The 22,525-nt window shown below is 46.1% G+C and carries 22 protein-coding genes; 12 read left to right on the forward strand and 10 right to left on the reverse strand.

Annotated features, from left to right (window positions below; all coding sequences use genetic code 11):
• The 4 genes from C1S73_RS21315 to C1S73_RS21330 all read right to left on the reverse strand — a co-directional run bounded on the left by C1S73_RS21315 (nt 1) and on the right by C1S73_RS21330 (nt 5,594).
• Nucleotides 1-951, reverse strand: coding sequence for an HlyD family secretion protein (locus tag C1S73_RS21315; protein WP_005385136.1), 951 nt, complete (start codon nt 949-951; stop codon nt 1-3).
• 365 nt (nt 952-1,316) lie between these two features.
• On the reverse strand, nt 1,317-2,948 hold the full coding sequence (locus C1S73_RS21320) for a methyl-accepting chemotaxis protein (protein ID WP_038865232.1): 1,632 nt from the start codon (nt 2,946-2,948) through the stop codon (nt 1,317-1,319).
• 421 nt (nt 2,949-3,369) lie between these two features.
• Nucleotides 3,370-4,233, reverse strand: coding sequence for a MurR/RpiR family transcriptional regulator (locus C1S73_RS21325; protein ID WP_005425077.1), 864 nt, complete (start codon nt 4,231-4,233; stop codon nt 3,370-3,372).
• 89 nt (nt 4,234-4,322) lie between these two features.
• Nucleotides 4,323-5,594 carry an amino acid deaminase gene (locus tag C1S73_RS21330; RefSeq protein WP_038865233.1) on the reverse strand — a complete coding sequence of 424 codons (1,272 nt, stop codon included), beginning with the start codon at nt 5,592-5,594 and terminating at the stop codon, nt 4,323-4,325.
• Between the two features lie 179 nt (nt 5,595-5,773).
• On the opposite strand from C1S73_RS21330, the gene C1S73_RS21335 reads away from it, so the two are divergent.
• The 8 genes from C1S73_RS21335 to C1S73_RS21375 all read left to right on the forward strand — a co-directional run bounded on the left by C1S73_RS21335 (nt 5,774) and on the right by C1S73_RS21375 (nt 15,454).
• On the forward strand, nt 5,774-7,219 hold the full coding sequence (locus tag C1S73_RS21335; protein WP_038865234.1) for an N-acyl-D-amino-acid deacylase family protein: 1,446 nt from the start codon (nt 5,774-5,776) through the stop codon (nt 7,217-7,219).
• A gap of 51 nt (nt 7,220-7,270) precedes the next feature.
• Nucleotides 7,271-7,663 (forward strand): RidA family protein, encoded by a 393-nt coding sequence (locus C1S73_RS21340; RefSeq protein ID WP_038865235.1) that lies wholly within the window; start codon nt 7,271-7,273, stop codon nt 7,661-7,663.
• A 234-nt stretch (nt 7,664-7,897) separates the two neighbouring features.
• Nucleotides 7,898-9,421, forward strand: a complete 1,524-nt coding sequence (locus tag C1S73_RS21345) for a sodium:solute symporter family protein (protein ID WP_038865236.1) — start codon at nt 7,898-7,900, stop codon at nt 9,419-9,421.
• Between the two features lie 102 nt (nt 9,422-9,523).
• A complete protein-coding gene (locus tag C1S73_RS21350; protein WP_038865237.1) occupies nt 9,524-10,468 on the forward strand; it encodes a sugar kinase in 945 nt (314 codons plus the stop codon).
• 16 nt (nt 10,469-10,484) lie between these two features.
• On the forward strand, nt 10,485-11,114 hold the full coding sequence (locus tag C1S73_RS21355; protein ID WP_038865239.1) for a bifunctional 4-hydroxy-2-oxoglutarate aldolase/2-dehydro-3-deoxy-phosphogluconate aldolase: 630 nt from the start codon (nt 10,485-10,487) through the stop codon (nt 11,112-11,114).
• A 383-nt stretch (nt 11,115-11,497) separates the two neighbouring features.
• Nucleotides 11,498-13,951, forward strand: coding sequence for a family 20 glycosylhydrolase (locus tag C1S73_RS21365; protein ID WP_038865241.1), 2,454 nt, complete (start codon nt 11,498-11,500; stop codon nt 13,949-13,951).
• 79 nt (nt 13,952-14,030) lie between these two features.
• Complete coding sequence (locus C1S73_RS21370) at nt 14,031-15,077, forward strand: lactonase family protein (protein WP_038865243.1); 1,047 nt, start codon at nt 14,031-14,033, stop codon at nt 15,075-15,077.
• Nucleotides 15,078-15,091: 14 nt separating this feature from the next.
• Complete coding sequence (locus tag C1S73_RS21375; protein WP_038865245.1) at nt 15,092-15,454, forward strand: RidA family protein; 363 nt, start codon at nt 15,092-15,094, stop codon at nt 15,452-15,454.
• Nucleotides 15,455-15,571: 117 nt separating this feature from the next.
• On the opposite strand, the gene C1S73_RS21380 is transcribed toward C1S73_RS21375, so the two are convergent.
• Nucleotides 15,572-16,363 carry a PhzF family phenazine biosynthesis protein gene (locus C1S73_RS21380; protein ID WP_038865247.1) on the reverse strand — a complete coding sequence of 264 codons (792 nt, stop codon included), beginning with the start codon at nt 16,361-16,363 and terminating at the stop codon, nt 15,572-15,574.
• A gap of 468 nt (nt 16,364-16,831) precedes the next feature.
• Here C1S73_RS21380 and C1S73_RS21385 point away from each other — a divergent pair, with 468 nt between their 5' ends.
• On the forward strand, nt 16,832-17,365 hold the full coding sequence (locus C1S73_RS21385; protein WP_038865251.1) for a YbhB/YbcL family Raf kinase inhibitor-like protein: 534 nt from the start codon (nt 16,832-16,834) through the stop codon (nt 17,363-17,365).
• Nucleotides 17,366-17,402: 37 nt separating this feature from the next.
• Nucleotides 17,403-18,185, forward strand: coding sequence for a helix-turn-helix transcriptional regulator (locus C1S73_RS21390; protein ID WP_038865252.1), 783 nt, complete (start codon nt 17,403-17,405; stop codon nt 18,183-18,185).
• A 16-nt stretch (nt 18,186-18,201) separates the two neighbouring features.
• Here the strand turns inward: C1S73_RS21390 and C1S73_RS21395 are convergent, their stop codons facing one another.
• The 3 genes from C1S73_RS21395 to C1S73_RS21405 form a co-directional block, all read right to left on the reverse strand.
• Nucleotides 18,202-18,420 (reverse strand): hypothetical protein, encoded by a 219-nt coding sequence (locus tag C1S73_RS21395; RefSeq protein WP_038865254.1) that lies wholly within the window; start codon nt 18,418-18,420, stop codon nt 18,202-18,204.
• 168 nt (nt 18,421-18,588) lie between these two features.
• Complete coding sequence (gene arsB / locus C1S73_RS21400; RefSeq protein ID WP_038865256.1) at nt 18,589-19,644, reverse strand: ACR3 family arsenite efflux transporter; 1,056 nt, start codon at nt 19,642-19,644, stop codon at nt 18,589-18,591.
• 86 nt (nt 19,645-19,730) lie between these two features.
• Complete coding sequence (locus C1S73_RS21405) at nt 19,731-20,072, reverse strand: ArsR/SmtB family transcription factor (protein ID WP_038865258.1); 342 nt, start codon at nt 20,070-20,072, stop codon at nt 19,731-19,733.
• A gap of 270 nt (nt 20,073-20,342) precedes the next feature.
• On the opposite strand from C1S73_RS21405, the gene C1S73_RS21410 reads away from it, so the two are divergent.
• Nucleotides 20,343-20,927 carry an NAD(P)H-dependent oxidoreductase gene (locus C1S73_RS21410; protein WP_038865260.1) on the forward strand — a complete coding sequence of 195 codons (585 nt, stop codon included), beginning with the start codon at nt 20,343-20,345 and terminating at the stop codon, nt 20,925-20,927.
• Between the two features lie 154 nt (nt 20,928-21,081).
• The gene (locus C1S73_RS21415) at nt 21,082-21,450 is read left to right on the forward strand and encodes a winged helix-turn-helix transcriptional regulator (RefSeq protein ID WP_005435493.1); all 369 of its coding nucleotides are present in this window, start codon (nt 21,082-21,084) and stop codon (nt 21,448-21,450) included.
• A gap of 114 nt (nt 21,451-21,564) precedes the next feature.
• On the opposite strand, the gene C1S73_RS21420 is transcribed toward C1S73_RS21415, so the two are convergent.
• Nucleotides 21,565-22,104: a redoxin domain-containing protein gene (locus C1S73_RS21420; RefSeq protein WP_038865262.1), complete on the reverse strand. Its 540-nt coding sequence runs from the start codon at nt 22,102-22,104 to the stop codon at nt 21,565-21,567.
• A gap of 234 nt (nt 22,105-22,338) precedes the next feature.
• Nucleotides 22,339-22,470: a hypothetical protein gene (locus C1S73_RS28230; protein WP_009706196.1), complete on the reverse strand. Its 132-nt coding sequence runs from the start codon at nt 22,468-22,470 to the stop codon at nt 22,339-22,341.
• Nucleotides 22,471-22,525: the final 55 nt, after the last annotated feature.

Consider the following 22,525-nt stretch of genomic DNA (forward strand, 5'->3'; position numbering starts at 1 on the left):
TTACTCCACCAAATCCACTTGCGCTGGAATACCTGAAGGCAAGGATTGTGCTGAGTCTTGAAGGTCGACTTCTGCTAAGTACATCAAACGCGAGCGTTCTTCCTCGGTGAGCGCGAAATAGGGCGTGAATGAAGGCTCAGTCGCAACCCAACGAACGGTGCCGCTATAAGGTTGCTCAACGCCATCTACATGCACGTTAACCGTTTTGCCCGGCACAAAGTCTACTCGGTAGTTGGCAGGAACATAAACACGAGCATATGGGACGCGGCTGGCTTGAATCACAGCAACCACGCCATTGACAGGGACGCGTTCGCCAAGGTTAAACGGTAGGTTATCTAACAAGCCATCTCGCGTGGCCGTGATGGTGAGTTCTGCCAGTTTCTGTTCTTGTAGTGCCACATCGGCTTTTGCTGCCATGAGTGCGGCTTTCGCTTGTTCAATATCTTCAGGGCGAGAGCCAGCGGTCAGTTTGCTGAACTCTTCTTGTGAGGAGTCTAGCTCTGCACGGGCAGAATCTCTGGCTGCTAAAGCGGTGTCTTTTTCTGATTGGCTGATGAGTTTCTTACGAACTAACTCTGCTTTACGTTGGTAGTTCTTTTGCGCTTCAACCAATTGAGCTTCCGCTCTGGCAACACGTGCTTGCGCTGCAGCAATGTCTTCTGGTCGCTCACCATTGGTCAATTTCAAAAGATAGGCGTCAGCCTTGGCTTGTTCGGCTACGGCGTGAGCTAAAACGGCTTCTTGGTTCTTTGTATCGAGCTGAACCAGCACTTCTCCTTCGGTGACTTGGCTACCTTCCTTGATGGGTAGGGCACGAATTATCTCGCTAGAGGTTGCAGTAAAGGTTACGCGGTCACGTTCTAGTGTGCCAAGGGCTTGCTGTCCGTCATCTTTGGAACAAGCAGTTAAAAGAGTCAGGGCTAGGGTGCCAAGAATGATTCGCTTCATCATGCGACGCTTCCTCTAAGAAGGTGAGCTCGAAATCGTATCAAGCTATAGAAGAGTGTGGGACTGCATTCAGTGTAACGTGAGTCAGTTTTGTCCGGCTAGGAAGTTAATTCCTTCAATATTCATCAATTGATTAATTATTGAAACTGGCCTCACTCTTGAATGCGTCTCTAAGAATATTCTCATTCAAATATAGTGGGTTACCGTGATGTTGTTGGGATTAGGAAAGATAAATTAAAGAATCGAGACAAGGATCAGGTTTACCGTGCACGCGTAAAGAAACGGCTAGAGAAAGCAAAGCCCGATGGTTGAGCATCGGGCTTTACAGAGCGCGCTAGGACAAAGTTAACGCAACCTTTAATGGCTGTTTAAGCCGTTTTAAATTGACTGACGATTTCTTGTAGACCAACTGCCAGTTCACTTAAGTCTCGGCATGCTATCGCGGTTTGACGAGAGCCTGTTGCGACTTCACTAGAGAATTGGTTGATGTGTTCAACATTGCGATGCAGCTCTTCAGTCACAGAACTTTGCTCACTGCATGCACTCGCGATTTGGATGCTCTTTTCAGCGATGTTGTCAGCGCTTTGTTCGATGTGACCAATCGTCGTACCTGCTCGCTGAGCTTGCTCAACACACACTTGAATCAAATCGCTGCTGTTGTTTGTTGCCGATACAGCGGTTTTCGAGCAATTCTGAAGTTTACTGATGATGGCAACGATCTCTTCTGTCGATGCTTGCGTGCGACTCGCTAGCGTACGAACTTCATCAGCTACAACGGCAAATCCACGGCCTTGTTCACCCGCTCGGGCAGCTTCAATTGCGGCATTGAGAGCAAGCAAGTTAGTTTGCTCTGCGATGTCTTGAATTACGTCAACCACCACGCTGATGTTCGATGCGTCTTGCTCTAGCTCACTTACCATGGTGCCAACAGATTGAATCGCGACCGAGGCTTCGTTGATCTGCTCGATACATTCTTGAACCACTTCTAAGCCTTCTTTGGCTTCTTGAGAGGCACTGTTTGCAGTTTCTGAAGCGGCTTCTGTGTTGCTTGCTACATCATGCACTGTTGCTTGCATTTCGTTCATGGCGGTCGCAATCAGGTTAAGCTGTTGCTGCTGCTCATCCATGCCTGAAGAGGTTTGTTCTGAAATAGCGCTCACTTCTTCGGTGGCGGTGCTCACCTGAGCGGTAGTGGAAGAGATGCTGTCGACCAGACTCAATAGCTTGGCTTGCATATCTTCACAGGCGTCTGCCAATAAACCGAGCTCGTCGTTACCAATTTTATTGCGTGGAAGTTTGTAGGTAAGGTCGCCGGAAGCAATCTTAGAGGCCATTTCAACCACGTATTGCAGTGGAGAGCAGATTTGTTTTGTGAGGAATAGGCCGAGTACAAAGCTCAATGCCAATAAAGCAACAATCGCGATAATGCTATAAGTGATGGCGTCTGCTACCACATCGTGAGTGCTGTTGATGTCTTCTTTAATGAAGGTTTGGTTTAACTCAACCAGATCTTTAATCGAGCTAGAAAGTGCTTGGAAGGTTGAAAAACCATCCAGCAGCATAGCGTTGGCTTCATCAATGCGTTTTGTGGTTAATAGCTCTGAATATTTGTCGTTGAAGCTACGGTATTTTGACCATGCACTCGATACTTCATTATAAGCATCACGGTCGCGCTGATCCCAAAGTGATTTACCGTATTGTTCAATATAGTTGTCGATTTTATTTTCTGATTCATCCAAACCTTTAAGCCAAGTGTTAAATTCAGGATGGTTTACATTGGTCAGCAAAGAGAATTCGTCTTTTCTTAAGGTGCCAATTTCGATTTCAATGTTTTTCACCAATAAAATACTTGGCACTGTGGTGTCAGAAAATTCTGTCATCTTGCCATCAATAAGTTTTATTTGAGAGGTAAAGAAGAAAGATAACGCAATGACGGCAGCGGAGATAACAAGTATCAACGCACTGATTTTACTTTTAATACTTAGGTTAGAAAGTTTCATAGACTCACTGCAAATTGGGGGGGCTTGAAAGGCTCGGAGTCTATTCCTGAGATTTGAAATTTAGTGTGATGAAAGTCTCAAATAGTTTTATCGGAAACCAAAATAAAATGGAAACTTAATGTTCATATTTCGTTTGAAAATAAGTTAATAGTTAATCAATATTGATGGGGAAAATAATTAATTAACTTATAAATTATTTCGAGTACGAATTGGTATTAATCTTGATAACCTTACATTCAATCAGAATTTTCTTATTGATGAATTTCGTTATTTATGTGTTAGCAAGTTTTCCTAAATATTAAAACAAGACATCGTACCGAATTGAAGTGTTATCTCGGTAAAATAAAAGCCCGATGCTGAACATCGGGCTTCATTGTTTGAGTTTTATGAGCGAGTTTTTAGTTATCTAGACTACGTTGGCTTAGTCACCAAGAGGCTGTCTTTCCAAACCGCCACGATAAGAGTCGAGGGCAACTTTGAGTCGGCGAAGTTTATCGCGCGAGCGTCGCTTATGATTAACGGCTAATGCCATCGAAAGTACATCAACCAAAGCCAACATCGCGTAGCGAGAAGCGGATGGCTTGTAGATGAAGTCCGTCTCTTGGTGCTCAATAGGCAGAACCAAATCGGCTTGCTCAGTCAAAGGCGTGTCTTTCGGAGTAATCACAATGACTTTCACGCCGTACTGCTTGGCTAATTGTGCGGTTTCTATAATGGCAGGGGTGTAGCCTGTGGCTGAGATCATCACCAACACATCATTCGCGTCTGCCGTCGCCGCAATCATGCGCGATAACAAGCCATCGTTGTACGCCACAACAGGGTAGCCCAGACGGAACAAACGATGCTGCATCTCCTGTGCTGCAATGGTTGAGCCACCACCCATACCAATACAGATCACTTGTCTTGCGTTGTGCAGCCAGTTCACAGCAGTGTCGATATCTTCTTCAACAATCAAACTGCGGTTTACATCAAGGGATTGCTTGATCGACTCATAAATGCCTTGGTAGCCACTTTGGTCAGGCGGCTCAAGGATGAATCGTTGTCCAACCGTTAAGGTTTGTGCCAGTTTGATCTTCATATCACGCACGTTTTTGCAGCCAACAGCTTTAGCAAAACGGGTGATGGTGGCTTCACTCACTTCTGCGCTTTCTGCCAGTTCAGTAATGCTGGCGTTGGCGGCAGTTTGAATGTCGTCCATGATCAACTTCGCGACCTTCTTTTCGGCATCGCGCAGCGCACTGAAACGTTCAGTGATTTGAGAGATAATATCGACTTCTAAACTCAAGCTGTGTTCCTATCTATTGCATGGAGACGATTGTGCCGCCTCCACTGGTTTGGCATGAAGTATAACGAAAAGCCTCACTAAGCTCATCATCAGAAACGGGTTTTCACCCAATGAGTGACTTGATACTCATCATCACAAACCGCCACGGCACGCCACTTATCAAACGTTAGACATGGATGAGAGGTTGAGAAGGCAATCATATCACCCACTTGAAGGTCGCTGTTTGCGTCTACTTCGATGAACGCGTGCTGATCCATCACCGCGGTCGTTACCGCACTTTCAATAGAGATTGACTCACCATCGCGGTAAGCACGCTCGGGGATTGGTAATCCGGCATCAAACGCCACGTCGCGTTTACCGAAGCCGGCGACTAGCTTGGTTGGCTCAGGGCGAGAAATCACATAAGCCCAAAGCTCTAGTGCTGATTCCAGATCACCACCTAAGTCACACGCGGCACCTTGGTTGTTTTCAGCGCGCTGCATGACTTTGTTTTGTGCGTCTAGGTAAATGCCTGTGTCATGAATTGCGTAGCAACCTGGGCGAATGATGGCGTCAAAATCTTCTAGGTTGGCAAAGCATTCAGAAACTACGTCATACCAAGCAGAGCCGGCGCCTGTGACCAGAGGTTTAGACTCAATCAACTTGTCGTTTTGTAGTTGGGCTGCGATTTCTAATGTGGTGTTGAGGAAGTCACGGATGTCCTGCTCAGCATTGTCACCATGAATGACACCTTCGTAAACCTCGATACCTTTGAGCGTAAGGTGAGGTTGCTGGTGGATGAGTGTGGCTAGCTCAACCACATCTTGTTGGTTTCGGCATCCACAGCGACCGCCTTCGACACCAAACTCAATCAGTACATTGAGCGGCAACTGATATTCAGCGAAGGCACGCTCAAGCGCTTTGACGTTTCGGATTGAATCCACACAGCAATAGAAGTTGACCCCGTGGGTTTCAATCAAGTTGGCGATGATGGTCATATTCGCGCGCCCGACTAGTTGGTTCGCCATGATGATGTTTTTCGCTCCGCCTAGCGCCGCAATCTCTGCCTGAGCCGGCGTGGCGACGGTAATTCCCCAAGCGCCGTTTTCTAATTGCTGCTGAAAGAAAGCGGGAGTCATGGTGGTTTTACCGTGCGGTGACAACTTCACTTTGTGCTGATTGGCAAAACGCTGCATCCAATCAAGGTTGTTCTTCAATGATGAAGATTTGATCACCGCAACGGGCAGGGTGATCTCTTCATGGATCAAGCTATGTAACCCATCGGAATTGCACGCAACAGGTTGAGCCTTCTCTCCGTAACCTGGCGTGGTAACACACTCATTATGATAGTTTTTATCACACTTTTGGCGATTGTCTTTCATGGCGTACCTACTTCTAACATGGTCTAAGTGATTGATATTAAGTGTTTGTTGCTAACTACCATAAATAATATGTTAGAAAGTATCAAACAAATCTGAGTTTTTTGTGTGTTTCTTCACTGTTTAAATTTCAAGAATTATTAAGATGGAATCATGTTAACGACGGACGAAGAGAGTGAAGTATGTTGTTCGATACCATTATCAAAAGCGTAGAGGTATTTGACGGTGCGGGTGCAGCACCATTCATTGCTGATGTTGCGATTCGTCAAGATCGTATTGAGCAAGTAGGGCAGCTAGACGAGCTTTCTGCAAAGAAGGTTATCAACGGTCAGGGTCTTGCGTTGGCTCCGGGATTTATTGATGTGCACACGCACGATGACACCAATGTGATTCGTTACCCTGACTGCTTGCCAAAGATCAGCCAAGGTGTGACGACAGTAATCGTAGGCAATTGCGGAATTAGCGCGAGCCCTGCGGTACTCAGTGATACTCCGCCAGACCCAATGAACCTATTGGGCAAGCAGGAAGACTTCAAATACCCAACTTTTGCGGAGTATGCGAAGGCGGTACAAGCGGCGAACCCTGCGGTCAACGTTGCTGCGTTAGTCGGTCACACAACTTTACGTAACAACGTGATGGACGACTTACTGCGCACGGCTACCGATGAAGAAATCGAGCAAATGCGCCAAACACTGGCACAAGCGATGGAAGAGGGCGCATTGGGTTTGAGCTCGGGTCTTGCTTATGCGAGTGCCAAGCAAGCGAACGCGGATGAAGTCATGCGCCTAGCGGAAATTCTTGGCCATCACGGTGGTATCTACACCACACACATGCGTACCGAGTTTGAAGAAATCATCAGCGCAATGGAAGAAGCCTTTGAAACTGGGCAGTACGCCAAAGTGCCAGTGGTGATTTCTCATCTGAAATGTGCTGGCGCAGGCAACTGGGGACGCACAGTAGAAGTGCTGGATTTGATGGACAAGGTTTCTGAGCATCAAGACGTGTCTTGCGATTGCTACCCATATTCTGCCAGTTCTTCGACGCTGGATTTAAAACAGGTGACGGATGAAATCGACATCTTCATCACTTGGTCTGAAAGCAAACCTGAACACGCTGGCAAGATGCTGAAAGACATTGCTGACGAGATGCAGCTGCCTCTTATGGAAGCAGCAAAAGCGTTGCAACCTGCGGGCGCGGTTTATCACTGCATGGATGAAAACGACGTCAAACGTGTACTTAAGTATAAGTTGACCATGGTGGGCTCGGATGGATTACCAAACGACCCGCACCCACATCCACGTTTGTGGGGCACATTCCCGAAAGTCTTGGGGCATTACTGCCGTGAAGAACAGCTTTTCCCATTAGCAGAAGCGATTCACAAGATGACGGGTATGTCGGCAACACGCTACCAATTGAAAGATCGTGGGGAAATAAAAACAGGCGCTTACGCAGACTTGGTTTTATTTAACCCAAATACAATTAAAGATACTGCAACGTTCGAAAATCCAATTTCCGTCGCGCAAGGTATTGAATCTGTATTTGTAAATGGCGAACTATCTTATTTAAAAGGTAAAGTCACCGAAAATAGAAATGGCGTATTTATTTATAGAAATAATACCCATCAATAACTTATTAAATGAATTAATTTTATAGATTAAGCATTATCACTGGAGAATATTATGTCAATTAAACGTTATGGTGTAGAAGGCGGCGTAGGTACTGGCGGTCAACATTTACCATTTGCACGTGCAACAGAAGCGGGTGGCTTCTTATACGTATCGGGTCAAACACCAATGACTGACGGCGAAGTGGTAGAAGGCGGTATCGTTGACCAGTCTCGCCTAGCGATTCAAAACTGTGTCGACATCATGGAAGAAGCAGGCTACACGCTAGCTGACGTGGTACACGTAAAAGTGGTACTAACGGATTCGCGTTACTTCCAATCGTTCAATAAAGTGTTCAGAGAATTCTTTGGTGCTCACCCACCTGCACGTATTTGCATGGTATGTGATCTCGTGGTGGACGTGAAAGTCGAAGTCGATGTGACTTGCTACCGCGAAGATCGCAGATAGAAATCACACTTTACCTAATTAAATAAAATAGAGTGCCGGAAATAATTACTTTCCTGTTATTATCTTTTGGGCACTCTCACTCCCTACATAAATATAATTTCATAAAGCAGTAGTGCCTAATATATTTAGCAAATGCTATAAAAATAAAATTAGATAATTTCTGGAATAAAATCTAATACTTGCTGCTGGAATTATATCAATCTGAAAGATGGATTTTGATATGAGAGGTGTTCAATGAACAGTACACTTTTTCTTACCGGCTTCGGTGTGTATGTCTTATTTTTAATTTGGTTGGGATGGTTTGTCTCTCGCAATCAAAAATCAGGTGAAGACTTTCTACTCGGTGGTCGAGGCTTACCTCTGTTCCTCGTATTAGGTACCACGGTAGCAACTATGGTTGGCACGGGCTCTAGTATGGGCGCGGTGGGCTTTGGTTATTCAAACGGTTGGGCTGGTGCGCTTTACGGCATTGGCGGCGCAATTGGTATCTTGTTATTGGCACTGTGGTTTGCGCCAGTTCGTAAACTCAACTTTATGACCATGAGTGAAGAGCTCGCATACTACGTAGGTGCAAACCGCATCGTGAAGAACGTGGTTGGTCTGCTTATCTTTATCGCTTCTATCGGCTGGTTGGGCGCACACATCCTTGGTGGTGGTATGTACCTAGCGTGGATTGCCGATATTGAGCTGAGCACTGCGAAGATGATCATCGCAGCAGCGTTTACCATTTACGTGGTTATTGGCGGCTACACTGCGGTGGTTTGGACGGACACCATTCAAGCTATCATCTTGTTTGTTGGCTTCATCCTAATGGCGGTACTGTCAGTGCAGCACATTGGCGGCTTGGATAACCTGTACTCTGCCATGGACCCAGAAGCGGTGAGTTTCCTTGCGATTGATAAGCTTGGTTTAATCCCAGCGGTTTCTCTTGCTGTTGTGATTGGTGTGGGTGTACTTGCAACGCCTTCATTCCGCCAACGTATCTATTCAGGCAAGGATGTATCAACCATCCGCCGTTCATTCGTAGCGTCTGGTGTGTTGTACTTGTTCTTCTCCATCATTCCAGCAGTCATTGGTATGGCGGCGCATGCGATTGACCCTGAACTGAACAACGCAAACTTTGCTTTCCCATACATCGCGGCAACGGTATTGCCAGTAGGCGTTGGTCTTATCGTTCTTATTGCAGGTCTATCTGCAACTATGTCGAGTGCGAGTTCGGATGCGATTGCGGGCGTGTCTATCTTACTGCGTGATGTGTACGTTATGTTCACCGGTCGCGTGCCAAACAAAGAATCCATGTTGAATTACTCTCGCTTGGCTTTGGTTGTGGTGATCGGTTGTGCATTGCTGTTCGCTCTAACTTCGAACGACATCATCGGCTACATCACTAAGATGATCTCGACGGTTATGTCTGGCATGTTCGTGTGCGGTATGTTGGGTCGCTTCTGGAAGCGTTACAACTGGCAAGGTGCATTGGCAACATTGGCAGGTGCGTCCATTGCTTCATTTGCAGTCATGATGAGCCCTGACCTGACTGCTTTCTGGGGTAACCCAGTGATTCCATCTTGCTTATTTGCCCTAACTGCTGGTGTGGCAGTGAGCCTAGTGACTCCAGCTAACCAAGTTTCACCAGAAATGGCACGAGCAATCCTCGATGACGAGCGTGCACTGATGGAAATGGAACTGTCTGACGATGGTGTTCTGGAAGAAGACGCTTCTCTGCAAAACCGCGCAACGGCGGCAAATCAAAACGCTTAACAGCAAAGAGTTTCGGCTCGAACAGAGACTCGCTCATAAGCTCCTGACAAACTGGTGGCTCCCCCGAGCCACCATTCTAAATTTATCCAAAGTAGGTGAACGATGACCGATTCATCCCAGACTAAAATTGCTTTCTTTGGCGAATGCATGATTGAACTAAGCGGCGACCCAATTCGCAAAGGCTTTGGTGGCGACACGCTCAATACCGCACTTTACCTCTCTCGACTAACGGCTCAACAACCTGTCCAAGTGTCTTACGCGACCGGTCTTGGGGAGGACGTACTTTCTCAAGAGCTTCTGGAAAACTGGCAACAAGAGGGCATTGCGACTGATCTTGTCGAGATCTTCCCAGCTCAACTACCGGGTTTGTACGTGGTGCAGACCGACCAAGAAGGCGAACGCAGCTTTCTATACTGGCGTGACAGCGCAGCCGTTAAAAGTTACTTCTCTACTTCTTCGCTCAACAAATTAGAAGCCGCGATTGCGAACCGAGCGCTGGATTATCTTTATCTGAGTGGCATCAGTATTGCGATTCTAAATGACGACAGCAAAGTAAGGCTTAAAAAGGCATTAAGTCAGTTCTCACAAGATGGAGGCAAGGTTGTCTTCGATAATAACTTTCGTCCTCAACTTTGGTCTGTACAAGAGGCGAAACATTGGTACAGCCAAATTCTGCCTTTAGTCGACATTGCGCTTATCACTGAAGACGATGATGTCTTGGTGTGGGGTGAAGAGGAAAGTGCCGAGCAGCGCTGCCTTCGCTTTGGTTGCCAAGAAATCGTGATTAAACGTGGTTGCGAGCCTTGCAAACTGGTTTGGTCGCATGGTGATGACAAGCAAAGCGCTTACGTAGGCGCCGAGAATGTCGTCAAAGTGATCGACACCTGTGCTGCTGGCGATTCATTCGCTGCAGGTTACCTTGCAGGACGATTGACCGGACAAAGCTGCGAGCAGTCTGCCCAACTCGGTCACGCACTAGCGGCAACCGTTATTCAATATCCTGGCGCAGTCATTCCAAACGACGCCATGACTCATCTAATTCGATAATTTCCGAGAACGTATTATGTCCCAAGCAATGATTGAGCAACTTCAGCAATTCAAAGTTATTCCTGTTATTCAAATCAATAAGGTTGAGCACGCGATTCCATTGGCAAAAGTGCTAGTAGAAAACGGTCTGCCAGTTGCGGAAGTGACCTTTCGAACAGAAGCCGCTGCCGATGCGATTAAAGCCATGCGCGATGCCTACCCGCAAATGTGCATCGGTGCTGGCACGGTACTGACGCCAGAGCAGATTACCCAAGCGAAAGACGCGGGGGCAGAGTTTATTGTCGCGCCGGGTTTGAACCCCAATACCGTGCGTCGCTGTCAAGAAATCAACATGCCAATCGTACCGGGTGTGAATAACCCAAGTCAGGTTGAACAAGCACTTGAGCTGGGTTTGAACTTCCTCAAATTCTTCCCGGCAGAAGCGAGCGGTGGTATCGCGATGGTGAAGTCACTACTTGCACCTTATGTTGATGTGAGTCTGATGCCGACAGGCGGTATCGGTAAAAGCAACGTCAATGATTACCTAGCTATCGACCGTGTGGTTTGTTGCGGTGGTACTTGGATGGTGGCACCGAGCTTAATTGAAAACGAACAGTGGGACGAAATTGGCAAGCTGGTTCGTGAAGCAGTAGAGCTGGTTGCGTAACTCAAATAGAGCTCTTTTACCCAAGTCACCAGACCCCATTAAATAGCGTGACTTGGGTTGAATAATTATAGGGTCTGTTGAACTTCCGAGCTGATTTTTGCAGCGAATTGTTGGATATTTATACAGGGCAGAGACTTTGCTATGTAGCTAGCCTACATGAGAAGTCGATAACGCAGTAGAAATGACCAACAAACGCTGCCCAAAGGGTTCGGCTAGGCGCCCCCGACTAAAATCGTTTTATGCTTTGTTAAGGAGTATTTGCTTAGAATGACTAGGCGGCACACTCCTTGCCGCGCCTAAAACGATTTTGACTAGGCGTCCCCATCCGAACAAAATTTAACCGCGAAAGATCAACAGACCCTAGTAACAATAGGATGGCGCGGATGAACAAAGGTACATTAGCACTACTCATTTCAGGCTTAATCACAATTCCAACGGCAGCGATGGCGATGACTCCCAACACCGATCTTAACCTAATGCCTTACCCACAAAATGTAGAGTTGGGGCAGGGTAAAATCACACTGGATAAATCCTTCAGCATTTACATCAAAGGCTACGATTCCCCGCGCGTGCAGTTCAATGCTAAGCGCACCATGGATCGTCTATATCGCCAAACCGGCTTACCAATGTTGAACTGGCATGCTGAGTCGGAAAAAGACGCGACCTTGGTGATTGATATTCGTAATGCGCCCAAGTCCGAGGTGCAAGACATTAACAGTGATGAATCATACCAACTTGAATCGCGTAATAGTCAGATCATCATTCGCTCCGAACGCCCTTACGGTGCTTTCCATGGTTTAGAAACATTCTTGCAGTTGGTGACTACGGACGCGACTGGCTACTTTGTGCCTGCGGTGTCGATTCAAGATGAGCCACGTTTTCCTTGGCGCGGTGTTTCTTACGATACATCCCGTCATTTTATCGAACTCGATGTGATTCTTCGTCAACTCGATGCGATGGCATCAGCAAAAATGAACGTCTTCCATTGGCATATTTGGGATGACCAAGCGATTCGTATCCAGCTCGATAACTACCAAAAGCTTTGGCAAGACACCGCAGATGGTGATTACTACACCAAAGATGAAATCCGCCATGTGGTGAATTACGCGCGCAACCTTGGCATTCGAGTTATCCCTGAAATTTCTTTGCCGGGACATGCTTCGGCAGTGGCGCACGCTTACCCTGAATTAATGTCTGGTATGGGTGAGCAATCTTATCCGCACCAACGTGGCTGGGGTGTGTTTGAGCCGTTAATGGACCCGACCAATCCTGAACTCTACAAGATGCTGGCGAGCGTGTTTGACGAAGTGGTTGAGCTCTTCCCAGATGAGTACTTCCATATCGGCGGGGATGAACCAAATTACCAACAGTGGAAAGACAACCCGAAGATTCAGCAATTCATCAAAGACAACAATCTGGATGGAGAGCGTGGTCTGCAATCGTATCTGAACACCAAGGTTGAACAGATGCTGGAAGCACGTGGCAAGAAGATGACAGGTTGGGATGAAATCTGGCACAAAGACCTTCCAACCTCGATTGTGATTCAAAGTTGGCAAGGGCACGACAGTATCGGTAGAGCAGCAAAAGAGGGCTACCAAGGTATTCTCTCAACAGGCTATTACCTAGACCAGCCACAACCAACCAGTTACCACTACCGCAATGATCCAATGCCGAAAGGAATCACGGTTGATGATCAACTTCATCAAGGTGAGAAATTCGCGACTTATGACTGGGTGAAACCACGCAACAAAGGTGGTCCACGTACAGGTAATCTAACCATTATAGAAGCGACAGACGGTAGCTACCGTGCGTTTACCGATTACAACGGTAAGTCTCGCGAAGAGGTGTTCATCATCGAGTACGTGCCGGGTGTGAAGTTTAAAGGGCACTTCGATAACTTTATGTCTTACACCGAATTCAACTATGACTTCGCGGATGGCAAGTTGAAAGACACCAGTTACCAATTGATTGGCAATGTTCGTTGGCCTGCGACTGGAGAATTGGTCGCGAGCAGCGACATGGCAGGGAGTGTCATTCCTAAGCCGAATGGCGGCTATCCGGCTGAACTGACCGAGAAAGAACAACAGTTAATTTTAGGTGGAGAAATCACCATCTGGGGTGAGAACCTCGATTCAATGACCATCGAGCAACGCTTATGGCCTAGAAGCTACGCGATTGCTGAGCGTCTATGGTCGAGTCAGGAGCTGACCGATGAGCACAGCATGTACAAACGCATGAAGGTGATGGATACATGGTCTGAGATTTCGCTTGGTCTACGCCATCACGCCGATGCCCATATGATGCTAAAACGTCTTGCTAATGGTGCGGACGAAACTCCGCTACAAACATTTGCGCAGTACATCGAACCAGCTCAATACTACGCTCGTCATTGGGAGAAATGGATCTCTACGCCAATTGAAGGTGATTTATACAATCAGTATGAGCGATTAAACCGCTTTGCGGATGCACTGCCAGTAGAAAGCCTAGCAGTGTATGAGATGCAAGATTTGGTCGCGGCTTATGCTCAAGGTGATACAGCAGCATTGGATGCGTTGGCGATGCATTATCAAAGCGTTAAGTTAGCGGCGCAGCAAGCCAAACCTATTTTCGCGGCCAACGTGGCGTCAGTAGAAACGGTGCCAGTTGCAGAATCCGCAATCAAAGTTGCCGATTTAGGTTTAACCTTGATTGAGCTCGCCAAGCAGGGCAGTGACATTAGCCAATCTGACGCTGAAGCGCATCAACGCATCATCAATGAAAATGCGATTATTTTTGATGAAACGATTGTCGCCATCGTAGTACCAACCGAGCAGTTGCTTCACACTTTAACCGATTGATAACTAAAAGGGATTGCCGTCTGGTAACGCAGGCGGCATCTTATCGGTTAAGCACTCTTTTATCTCCTAAAGGTTTCCCATGATAGTAAATGGTCACTTACATTTTTATGTAGGCACCTATACCGATTCACCAAGCCAAAGTCAGGGCATTGCGTGTGTTTCTCTCGATACCGCTACTGGTGCATTAACGCTCACCAATGAACTTGTTCCAGACGCGGTGAAAACGGTTCGTAACCCTTCTTACCTTGCGCTCAGAGGAGAGGGTTTATATACCTTTAATGAAGTCGATCGCTTGGCAGGTGCAGAGCTGATATTTGCTGAAAAAACAGACAGCTATGGATTGCCAATTGAAGGTGACTACCCTTGCCATATCGACATTAAAGAACAGTTACTCGCTGTTGCAAACTACGGTTCCGGCAATGTAAGTGTTTACCAACTTGATGAGCAAGGTAAACCTTTGAAATCCATTGCAGAATTGTATGTAGAAGGCAATGGACCCAATATTGACCGTCAAACTTCCCCTCATGCCCATCAAGTCACTTTTCTAAAACACTCCGCTCAATTGGCAGTGGTCGATTTAGGCACAGACTGCGTTCATTTCTATGACTACGACAATGATGGTGAGGCAGTTAAGTTTTCACTTTCTCAAAGTATCGCTATGCCTGTTGGTTCTGGGCCTCGTCATTTGGTCTTCACTCGTGATGAATCTGTCGCGTACGTTGTTTGCGAATTGTCTGAAACGCTCGTGGTACTTCGCAAGCAAAGCGGGCAGTGGAATCTGACTCAGCAAGTGAAGCTGCTAGCCGATGAAGAGAACAAAGAAGCGGCGTCTGCGATTCGTCTCTCTGCGGATGAGCGCTTTGTCTATGTCTCATGCCGTGCGCAAAATCTGATCAGTACATTTGATGTAACGAGCAATACTCCGGTTCAAATTGCCGCGTCCGATTGTGGTGGCGCGTTCCCAAGAGATTTTGTTTTATCCCGTGACGGGCAGTGGATGCTCGTTGCTAATCAACATTCACATAATGTCGCTAGCTTTCACAGGAATCCGGAAACTGGCGCTATCACTCCAACCGGATATTCGTGCGACATCGGTGCGCCTGTGTGTTTGGTTGAGAAGTCGTAATTAAGAGAAATAACATGACAATTCATCGTATTAATCCATGCAAACGTTGGTCTGATGTAACGGTATTCAACGGTATTGCCAACTTTGTTGAGGTGGCAGAAGCTGACACCACTGCGGATATGAAAGGGCAAGTGCGGCAGATCTTCGACCAAGCCGAGCAAATGCTAGCAAGTGTCGATAGCGATAAATCGCGTATTCTATCTGTGACGATTTACGTGACGGATTTTGCTAACTTCGATGCGCTTAACGAAGTGTGGGATGCGTGGTTCCCTGAGGGCTGCGCACCAAGCCGTGCTTGCGTCAAAGTTGAATTGGAAAATCCTGAACTGTTGGTAGAAATGGCGTTCGTTGCTGCTGCGGGTGAGAAGTTCCAGTAGTTCGACATCACTCTACTCAAACCATCAAGTCCAGCGTTATCCTCAAGCCCTGCGTTATATAGTTCAATAACGCTGGGCTTTGTTATATTGGGCTAATGCTAAAGACAAGCTAAAGGTCTACACAAAAATCTTACCTTTCATGTAAAGCACGCCGTCGCCCGACACTCTTACTTGTTCGCCAATAACTTCGCAATGAAGAATACCTCCGCGCTGAGAAGCTTGGTAAGCGACCAGTGATGTTTTGCCTAATTCTTCTGCCCAGAACGGTGCTAATCCAGCGTGAATCGAGCCTGTTACGGGGTCTTCATCGCCACCATTTGCAGGCCAAAAGTAACGCGATACAAAGTCTTGTTGATCGCCTTTCGCAGTAACGACCACATCGTAAGGAGCGAGAGTCTTGAGATGTTCTGAACGGTATTGAACCTCAAGTACCTCCTGTTGGCTGTCGACTACCACGAAGTACGCTTGGGGGCTAAGCAGTACGCGTTCCACATCGCAACTTAAGCCTTCAATTAATGCCGAGGGAATATCAGAAACGGCTTTTGGAGGACGAGCAGGGAACGTCATTTCAATCTTACCTTGCGCATTCTTTTCTACGGTGAGCGTTCCTACTTCCAGAGTATGAAATTCAATCGTGCCACTAATGCCAAGCTCATCAAACAGCACTAACGACGAGGCTAGCGTTGCGTGCCCACAAAAGTCGATTTCAGTAATCGGAGAGAACCAACGAATCTCATATTGGTTTGCGCCAATGGATTTTAGAAAGGCCGTTTCCGATAAGTTGTTTTCTGTCGCGATACTTTGCATCAACTCTGGAGCAAGCCATTCCTCTAACGGCACCACCGCTGCAGAGTTGCCTTTGAATTGCGTATCGGTGAAGGCGTCCACCACGTAGATATCCAGTTCCATTTACGCTTCCTTGTTTGCTTTGGGCTAATGAGCATATATCCAAGTAACCTCGAGATGCTAGGTTCAGCGAGAATGAATTGGTTTGTAGACGCGGCGGCGATTTAAAGGTCTAGTGGATCTAAATCAAGAATCGACAACAAAGTATACAAGCCAAGTCCCTTACTATTTGCAAAGAGGGCCCTTTGGGAGCGTGTCATTGCCCCGATTGCTGCGTCAAACAACTTGGAAAGAGCTGGCTATTACGCTGCGTTGTTTTCCTTGAACTCGAGTCAATGACAGCGCTCTGAATCCTGCATCTTGAAGTCACTTGGGTAGACACCAAATAGGTCGCCAGTAAGCACGAATTTGAAAATATTACGAAAAGTATCACTGATTAGCTTAAAATGAATGCTATTGATACTTAATGGTGGGTTGCTGTTTCTTTTTGGGCATACACTTATGCCGAACTTAAGAAATAGGAGCATCATCATGAAAGCAATCACTACATCGGTTTTGGCATTAAGCTTATTGGCGGTTGGTTCAGCGCAAGCATTTGAATTAACCAGTAAAGACATTCAAGAAGGTCATCCTATGGCGAAGACCTTCGAATACAACAGCTGGGGCTGTAATGGTGGTAACCAATCCCCACAATTGATGTGGAAGGATGCGCCAGCAGGAACAAAGAGCTTTGCAATCACGGCTTATGACCCTGATGCACCTACTGGCAGTGGTTTCTGGCACTGGGTTGCGTTTAACATTCCAGTTTCAGTAAGCGAACTGCCACGCGCAGTGAACATTGAAAAATTGGGCGGTAAAGAGTCGCGTATTGACTACGGAACAGTTGGTTTTGGTGGCGTTTGCCCACCAGAAGCAGACGGCATGCACCGCTACCAATTTACGGTTTGGGCATTGCCAACAGAGAAACTAAACCTAGATGAAAACACACCAGCTGCTGTGGTTGGTTTTACGCTTAACAGCATGGCACTAGACAAAGCAAAACTGACGGCGACGTACACACGTTAAGCCGTAATAGATAGATGATAAAAAACGAGGGGAATAGATGATCCATCAATATCGAGTCACGTTGTTTCGTGCCGAGCAGTTACAGAAGTTGCGTAATGTGAAGATCCATTCCCCAAGTATTATTCAGATCATCACAGGCAGTAAGCGTCTTTTCTGGAAAGAATCGGCGCTGGATCTTTCCAATTCTGAGCTGCTGCTTTGTGAGGCTTCTGCATCGCTGAGTTTTGAGAACTTACCGCAAAAAGGTAAGTTTCTCTCTAGAATGTTTAGCTTCCATTGTTTGCCGTCAGAATCAATGCTTGAACTTAGCGCGAGCATTGATAGTGGTGAGGAAAAGCCAACATTAGAATCCGATAAAGCCTTAGAAGATACGCTCAATGCTCTGTTCTCGTTTGACCAACAAACCCTTAGTAAAGAGACCCAAACCTTCTGGGTAATGGGGTTGTATCAGCAACTTGCTGAGCGTGGTGTGTTGCATCGTTTGTTTGCGAGTGCGAATACAACATTCAGCCAGAAGCTGAGCCGTTATTTGTCGCATTCTCCGGGAGAGGAACACACTTTAGAGCTGGTGGCTGAGCGTTTTGCCATGAGCCGTGCGACCATGATTCGTAAGCTCAAGCAAGAGGGTACTCAGTATCGGGAAGTGCTTGCAGAAGTTCGCTTAAATCATGCGTTGCACTTAATGCAAAACGGTCACTACAGCGTTGCGATGCTGGCGCAATTATGTGGATATCAATCTGAAGGGCGTTTTAGCCAGCGTTTTAAAGGTAAATTCGGCCTAACACCGAGTGATTACATCAAAACGGTGGTCGTCAATTAATGTCTCCTGAATACAGCTAAGCGCGTTTTACTGAGCTCAATGTGCTCGAAGACTTAGAATCCGCAATCGCAAGATCGGACAAGAGTTGTTGCAGTAGTTCTGCTGCATGAACGTTCGCGCGTACTTTGTCGACATCAGTAAAAGTTGTGCTGTTTTCCTCTTCTAGACATTTAATCGTCTGTTGTGAAAGCTTGAGAACAGCATGCCACTTCAGTTTTTTATATTCTAAATTCATTACTCAAACTCCTATATGAATTCCTAATTTAAAACATTGTTCAAAACTTTGAGTTAGCAAATTGGATTTTGTAAAGGTCTGTATGCCTAGCACCAAAATGAAAAAGTGCCCATCGCGTTAACGATAGGCGCTCTTAGAGATTATACTTTTAAGGATTATAACCTTTGGTTATTTATAGTATTTCTGCTTCATTTTGAGTGCTACGTTCACTAAAGCAATCAATACAGGCACTTCGATCAGTGGGCCAATGACACCAGCAAAAGCTTGGTCTGAGTTTAGGCCAAACACCGCGATAGAAACCGCAATTGCCAATTCAAAGTTGTTGCCTGTTGCAGTGAAAGCAATCGACGCATTTTTGTCGTAGTCGATGCCCATTTTCTTACCGACGAAGAAGCTGACAAAGAACATCAACACAAAGTAGATAGCCAGTGGAATTGCTACACGGAATACATCCATTGGCAGTTCAAGAATCATTTCACCTTTCAAGCTGAACATCAGTACGATGGTCGCAAGCAGGGCGATAAGCGTAATTGGTGAAATGCGTGGGATGAACACGTCGTTGTACCACTGCTCACCTTTCGCAGCGACCAGCCATTTACGGCTTAGGAAGCCCGCTAGGAATGGGATACCAAGGTAAATCAAAACGCTTTCCGCGATGTCCATCATTGAGATATCAACCACGAAACCTTCGTAACCAAAGACTGGTGGTAATACAGTGATGAACAACCATGCCATCACACTGTAAGTCACGATTTGGAAAGCGCTGTTTAGTGCAACTAGGGCTGCGCCGTATTCTTTGTTACCGCCACCGATATCGTTCCATACCAATACCATCGCAATACAACGAGCAAGACCGATCAGAATGATACCAACCATGTAACCCGGATGATCACCTAGGAAAGTCAATGCAAGGATGAACATCAAAATAGGGCCGACAATCCAGTTCATGACCAAAGACAGCGTGATCGCTTTTCTGTCTTTAGTGACGGTACCTAATAGGTTGTAATTTACTTTTGCCAGAGGCGGGTACATCATTAAAATCAAACCAATCGCTAGTGGGATGTTTGTGCTGCCCACTGACATTGATTCATTCCATTCAGCAACCTGCGGAAAAGCAGCGCCAATACCTACACCGATTGCCATTGCCACAAAAATCCAAACCGTTAAATAACGATCGAGGAAGCTCATTTTGTTGCTGGCACTATTTAAAACTTGAGTAGTCATAGTGGTCTCTTTATTCGTTTATCGTCGAAAGGCGATAGTTAAAGGTATAGTTTATCTCTGCACACCTGACCAGTGTGCAAAGTCAATTAATCAAATAACTTGGAAAATCCTAGATTGAACTTATCAAATGCGTCGCGTTGAATGCGGTAACAAACCTTAGGTGGGTTTGGCTCCGCGCTGATAAAGCCTGCTTGCTTGAGAATACGCAAGTGCTCGGAAACAGTAGATTGTGCAAGACCCAGTTCAGAAACCAAATCACTGTTCAAACAACCGCCCATGGTATCGAGAGTGTGCAGGATATGCAGAATGCGCAAACGTGCTGGATGTGACAAAGCTTTTGCTTGTGCTGCTAGAGTTTGTTCTTTCTCGAGCTGTTGTTGTGTTGTCTGAAAAACAACTTCGCACGTGTCGTTGCACTTATCACTCATTCGCTGGCCTTAATAGTTAATCGTCGAATTGCGATAAAGTGTACGCCTGCTCTGTGGAAGATGCAACAAATCGATGAAAAAATTAATCGGAAAATAACGATGAATAAAAAGTTGAAAAAATATATCTTTTAAAAACAGTGATATAATCAAAAATTACGTAGGTTACTAAAAGTTAACTAATTGCACTATATTTCTAGGTTACCATAATAAACCACATCCGACGCACAATGGTTATTGCGTCATCTTGTGAACTTATTTAAAGGTAATCCCATGAGCAACGTACTGATCATCAATGCACACGAACCATCACCATACTCAGAAGGTCGTTTAAACGCTTCTCTTGTCGACAAGGCACAGACGCTTCTGCAAGCAAAAGGCCATGAGGTTCGCGTTGTGACAATGCAAGATGAGATCAACGTAGATGAGCAACTCGCACACTTTGAATGGGCTGATCGCGTGATCATCCAAAGCCCAATCAACTGGATGTCTGTGCCTTGGTCATTCAAAAAATACATGGATGACGTGTTTACTGCTGGCATGGGGGGCGCGCTATGTGCTTTCGATGGACGTAGTGCAGAAGACCCAAAGAAAAACTACGGTACGGGTGGCACTCAAACAAACAGCAAATACATGCTGTCATTGACATTCAATGCGCCAAAAGAGTCGTTTGATGATGAGAACGAATACCTATTCCAAGGTAAAAGTGTGGACGATTTAATGCTTCATATGCACGCTAACTTCCGCTTCTTTGGTATGGCTGCACTACCGACTTTTGCTTGCTATGACGTAATGAAGAATGGCGACATTGAAAATGATTTTGCTCGTTTCGAAGCGCATATAAACGAAAACTTCTAATTATCCTAGAGTAATCGATGAATTAAGGTGGACTGCTGCATGCGGTCCATTTTTATTTGTTTGCGGCGAGGTGACGTTTTTATTACTCTAAAGCACTAAATGTATCTAGCTTACTTTTCGTTACCTAGATTAGGTGCGTATCTTGAGGTGTATTGTGGAAAGCAGAATCAGTGTAGATAGCAAAGGTCGTAAGTCAGTGGCGAACGTATGTGCGGAGCCATGTGCTATCGAGAAAGGGATGCGCCTAATTGGTGGTAAATGGAAAGGCTCTTTGATTTTTCATTTGAAAGATGGCCCAGTTCGTTTCAATGACCTAGCACGCATGTTAGGCGGCGCAAGCAAAAAGATGATCGACCAACGCCTTAAAGAGCTAGAAGCGGAAGGTATGGTGGTGCGCAAAGTGATCAGCGATCGCCCAATTGCAGTAAGCTATGAGCTAACAGAGTTCGGCCGTACCGCACTTAAGATTCTTGATGATTTGCGAATTTGGTCTGAGACTCACCAGATTGAGTTGCGTAAATAACGCGGCCTTTTGTATCTCATCATCGCTTAACGGTTTAAGCCAATAAAAATGCCAGCATATCGCTGGCATTTTTTATGTTTGATTGTTGTTTGGGGCTGATTGGGCGTAATTCGCTTAGTAGTCCAACGTACCACGAATAGGGTAGTTGTTGTCTGGATTACGAATCCAAGCCAAACCACGTGATAGCGCGCCAAGCTCAGGGCGAACAAACGGGTTGTTTGAAATATCCACCACGTGCAAATTACCGTGTTCATTCACTACAAACAGGCCTGGTTCTGCGAAGTTATGGTCAGTCTCTTGCTCTGAACGAGGCAGTGAAATGTACAAACCTAATGTTTTCATTTGTTCTTCGGTTAGGCCGTAAGCAATCGGGAAGCTGATTTCGAGTTTCTCTAGATGTCCCTCAAGCTGCTCTTGTGAATCGCCTGAAACCGCAAGAATATCAACGCCAGCTTCTGCGAAAGCTTGCTTGTAGCCCTCTAACTCATTGAGGTATTTGGTACAAAGAGGACAGTGTTTACCACGATAAACGAATACGGCTTGCCAAGTCGCATCACCTTGCGGCTGACCTAACGTCACGCTTGAACCATCTAGCAAGGTTGCTTGAAGAGAAGGGAAGCTGTCGCCCGCTTTAAGTTTCACTGAAGTTGCCATAATGACTCCCGAATTGGTGGTATATATCCATGGATTCCCCGTCTCAATAAAAGCGATTGTGTAGGGGTGAGACTTCAATGTAGACCCAGTTTTGCGGCATTTCAACTAGTTAACTTTTGGTAACCTAGATAATGAATGGCAAGAAAAAGAAACAGTTAGAAGAGGAAAGCAGAACTTAAAGATACAACGAAGTGGGGGTGTAGTATCAGGAGCTAAGTTCTGCTTAAGGTTCGTTTACCAGTTGAAGAAATCGTTCATTGTTACCAGAGCCATTACTTCAAGCTTGTTGTCCGAATGCGCAACGCGCTCTCGGAAATAGGTTGCCATTGTAGGCATGTCTTTTGCTGATCGAATTTGGAATCGCATAGTGTTTCCTCCTTGTTGCTGACAGGGTCAGTATGCGAAGAAAAGAGGAGCTGAA

Origin of the sequence: Vibrio jasicida 090810c (assembly GCF_002887615.1) — a bacterium.
Lineage (GTDB): Bacteria > Pseudomonadota > Gammaproteobacteria > Enterobacterales > Vibrionaceae > Vibrio > Vibrio jasicida.

Coding starts and splice junctions, on each gene's coding strand:
- C1S73_RS21315 (WP_005385136.1), bottom strand. CDS start 951: ATGATGAAGCGAATCATTCTTGGCACCCTAGCCCTGACTCTTTTAACT.
- C1S73_RS21320 (WP_038865232.1), bottom strand. CDS start 2,948: ATGAAACTTTCTAACCTAAGTATTAAAAGTAAAATCAGTGCGTTGATA.
- C1S73_RS21330 (WP_038865233.1), bottom strand. CDS start 5,594: ATGAAAGACAATCGCCAAAAGTGTGATAAAAACTATCATAATGAGTGT.
- C1S73_RS21335 (WP_038865234.1), top strand. CDS start 5,774: ATGTTGTTCGATACCATTATCAAAAGCGTAGAGGTATTTGACGGTGCG.
- C1S73_RS21340 (WP_038865235.1), top strand. CDS start 7,271: ATGTCAATTAAACGTTATGGTGTAGAAGGCGGCGTAGGTACTGGCGGT.
- C1S73_RS21345 (WP_038865236.1), top strand. CDS start 7,898: ATGAACAGTACACTTTTTCTTACCGGCTTCGGTGTGTATGTCTTATTT.
- C1S73_RS21350 (WP_038865237.1), top strand. CDS start 9,524: ATGACCGATTCATCCCAGACTAAAATTGCTTTCTTTGGCGAATGCATG.
- C1S73_RS21355 (WP_038865239.1), top strand. CDS start 10,485: ATGTCCCAAGCAATGATTGAGCAACTTCAGCAATTCAAAGTTATTCCT.
- C1S73_RS21365 (WP_038865241.1), top strand. CDS start 11,498: ATGAACAAAGGTACATTAGCACTACTCATTTCAGGCTTAATCACAATT.
- C1S73_RS21370 (WP_038865243.1), top strand. CDS start 14,031: ATGATAGTAAATGGTCACTTACATTTTTATGTAGGCACCTATACCGAT.
- C1S73_RS21375 (WP_038865245.1), top strand. CDS start 15,092: ATGACAATTCATCGTATTAATCCATGCAAACGTTGGTCTGATGTAACG.
- C1S73_RS21380 (WP_038865247.1), bottom strand. CDS start 16,363: ATGGAACTGGATATCTACGTGGTGGACGCCTTCACCGATACGCAATTC.
- C1S73_RS21385 (WP_038865251.1), top strand. CDS start 16,832: ATGAAAGCAATCACTACATCGGTTTTGGCATTAAGCTTATTGGCGGTT.
- C1S73_RS21390 (WP_038865252.1), top strand. CDS start 17,403: ATGATCCATCAATATCGAGTCACGTTGTTTCGTGCCGAGCAGTTACAG.
- C1S73_RS21395 (WP_038865254.1), bottom strand. CDS start 18,420: ATGAATTTAGAATATAAAAAACTGAAGTGGCATGCTGTTCTCAAGCTT.
- arsB (WP_038865256.1), bottom strand. CDS start 19,644: ATGACTACTCAAGTTTTAAATAGTGCCAGCAACAAAATGAGCTTCCTC.
- C1S73_RS21405 (WP_038865258.1), bottom strand. CDS start 20,072: ATGAGTGATAAGTGCAACGACACGTGCGAAGTTGTTTTTCAGACAACA.
- C1S73_RS21410 (WP_038865260.1), top strand. CDS start 20,343: ATGAGCAACGTACTGATCATCAATGCACACGAACCATCACCATACTCA.
- C1S73_RS21420 (WP_038865262.1), bottom strand. CDS start 22,104: ATGGCAACTTCAGTGAAACTTAAAGCGGGCGACAGCTTCCCTTCTCTT.
- C1S73_RS28230 (WP_009706196.1), bottom strand. CDS start 22,470: ATGCGATTCCAAATTCGATCAGCAAAAGACATGCCTACAATGGCAACC.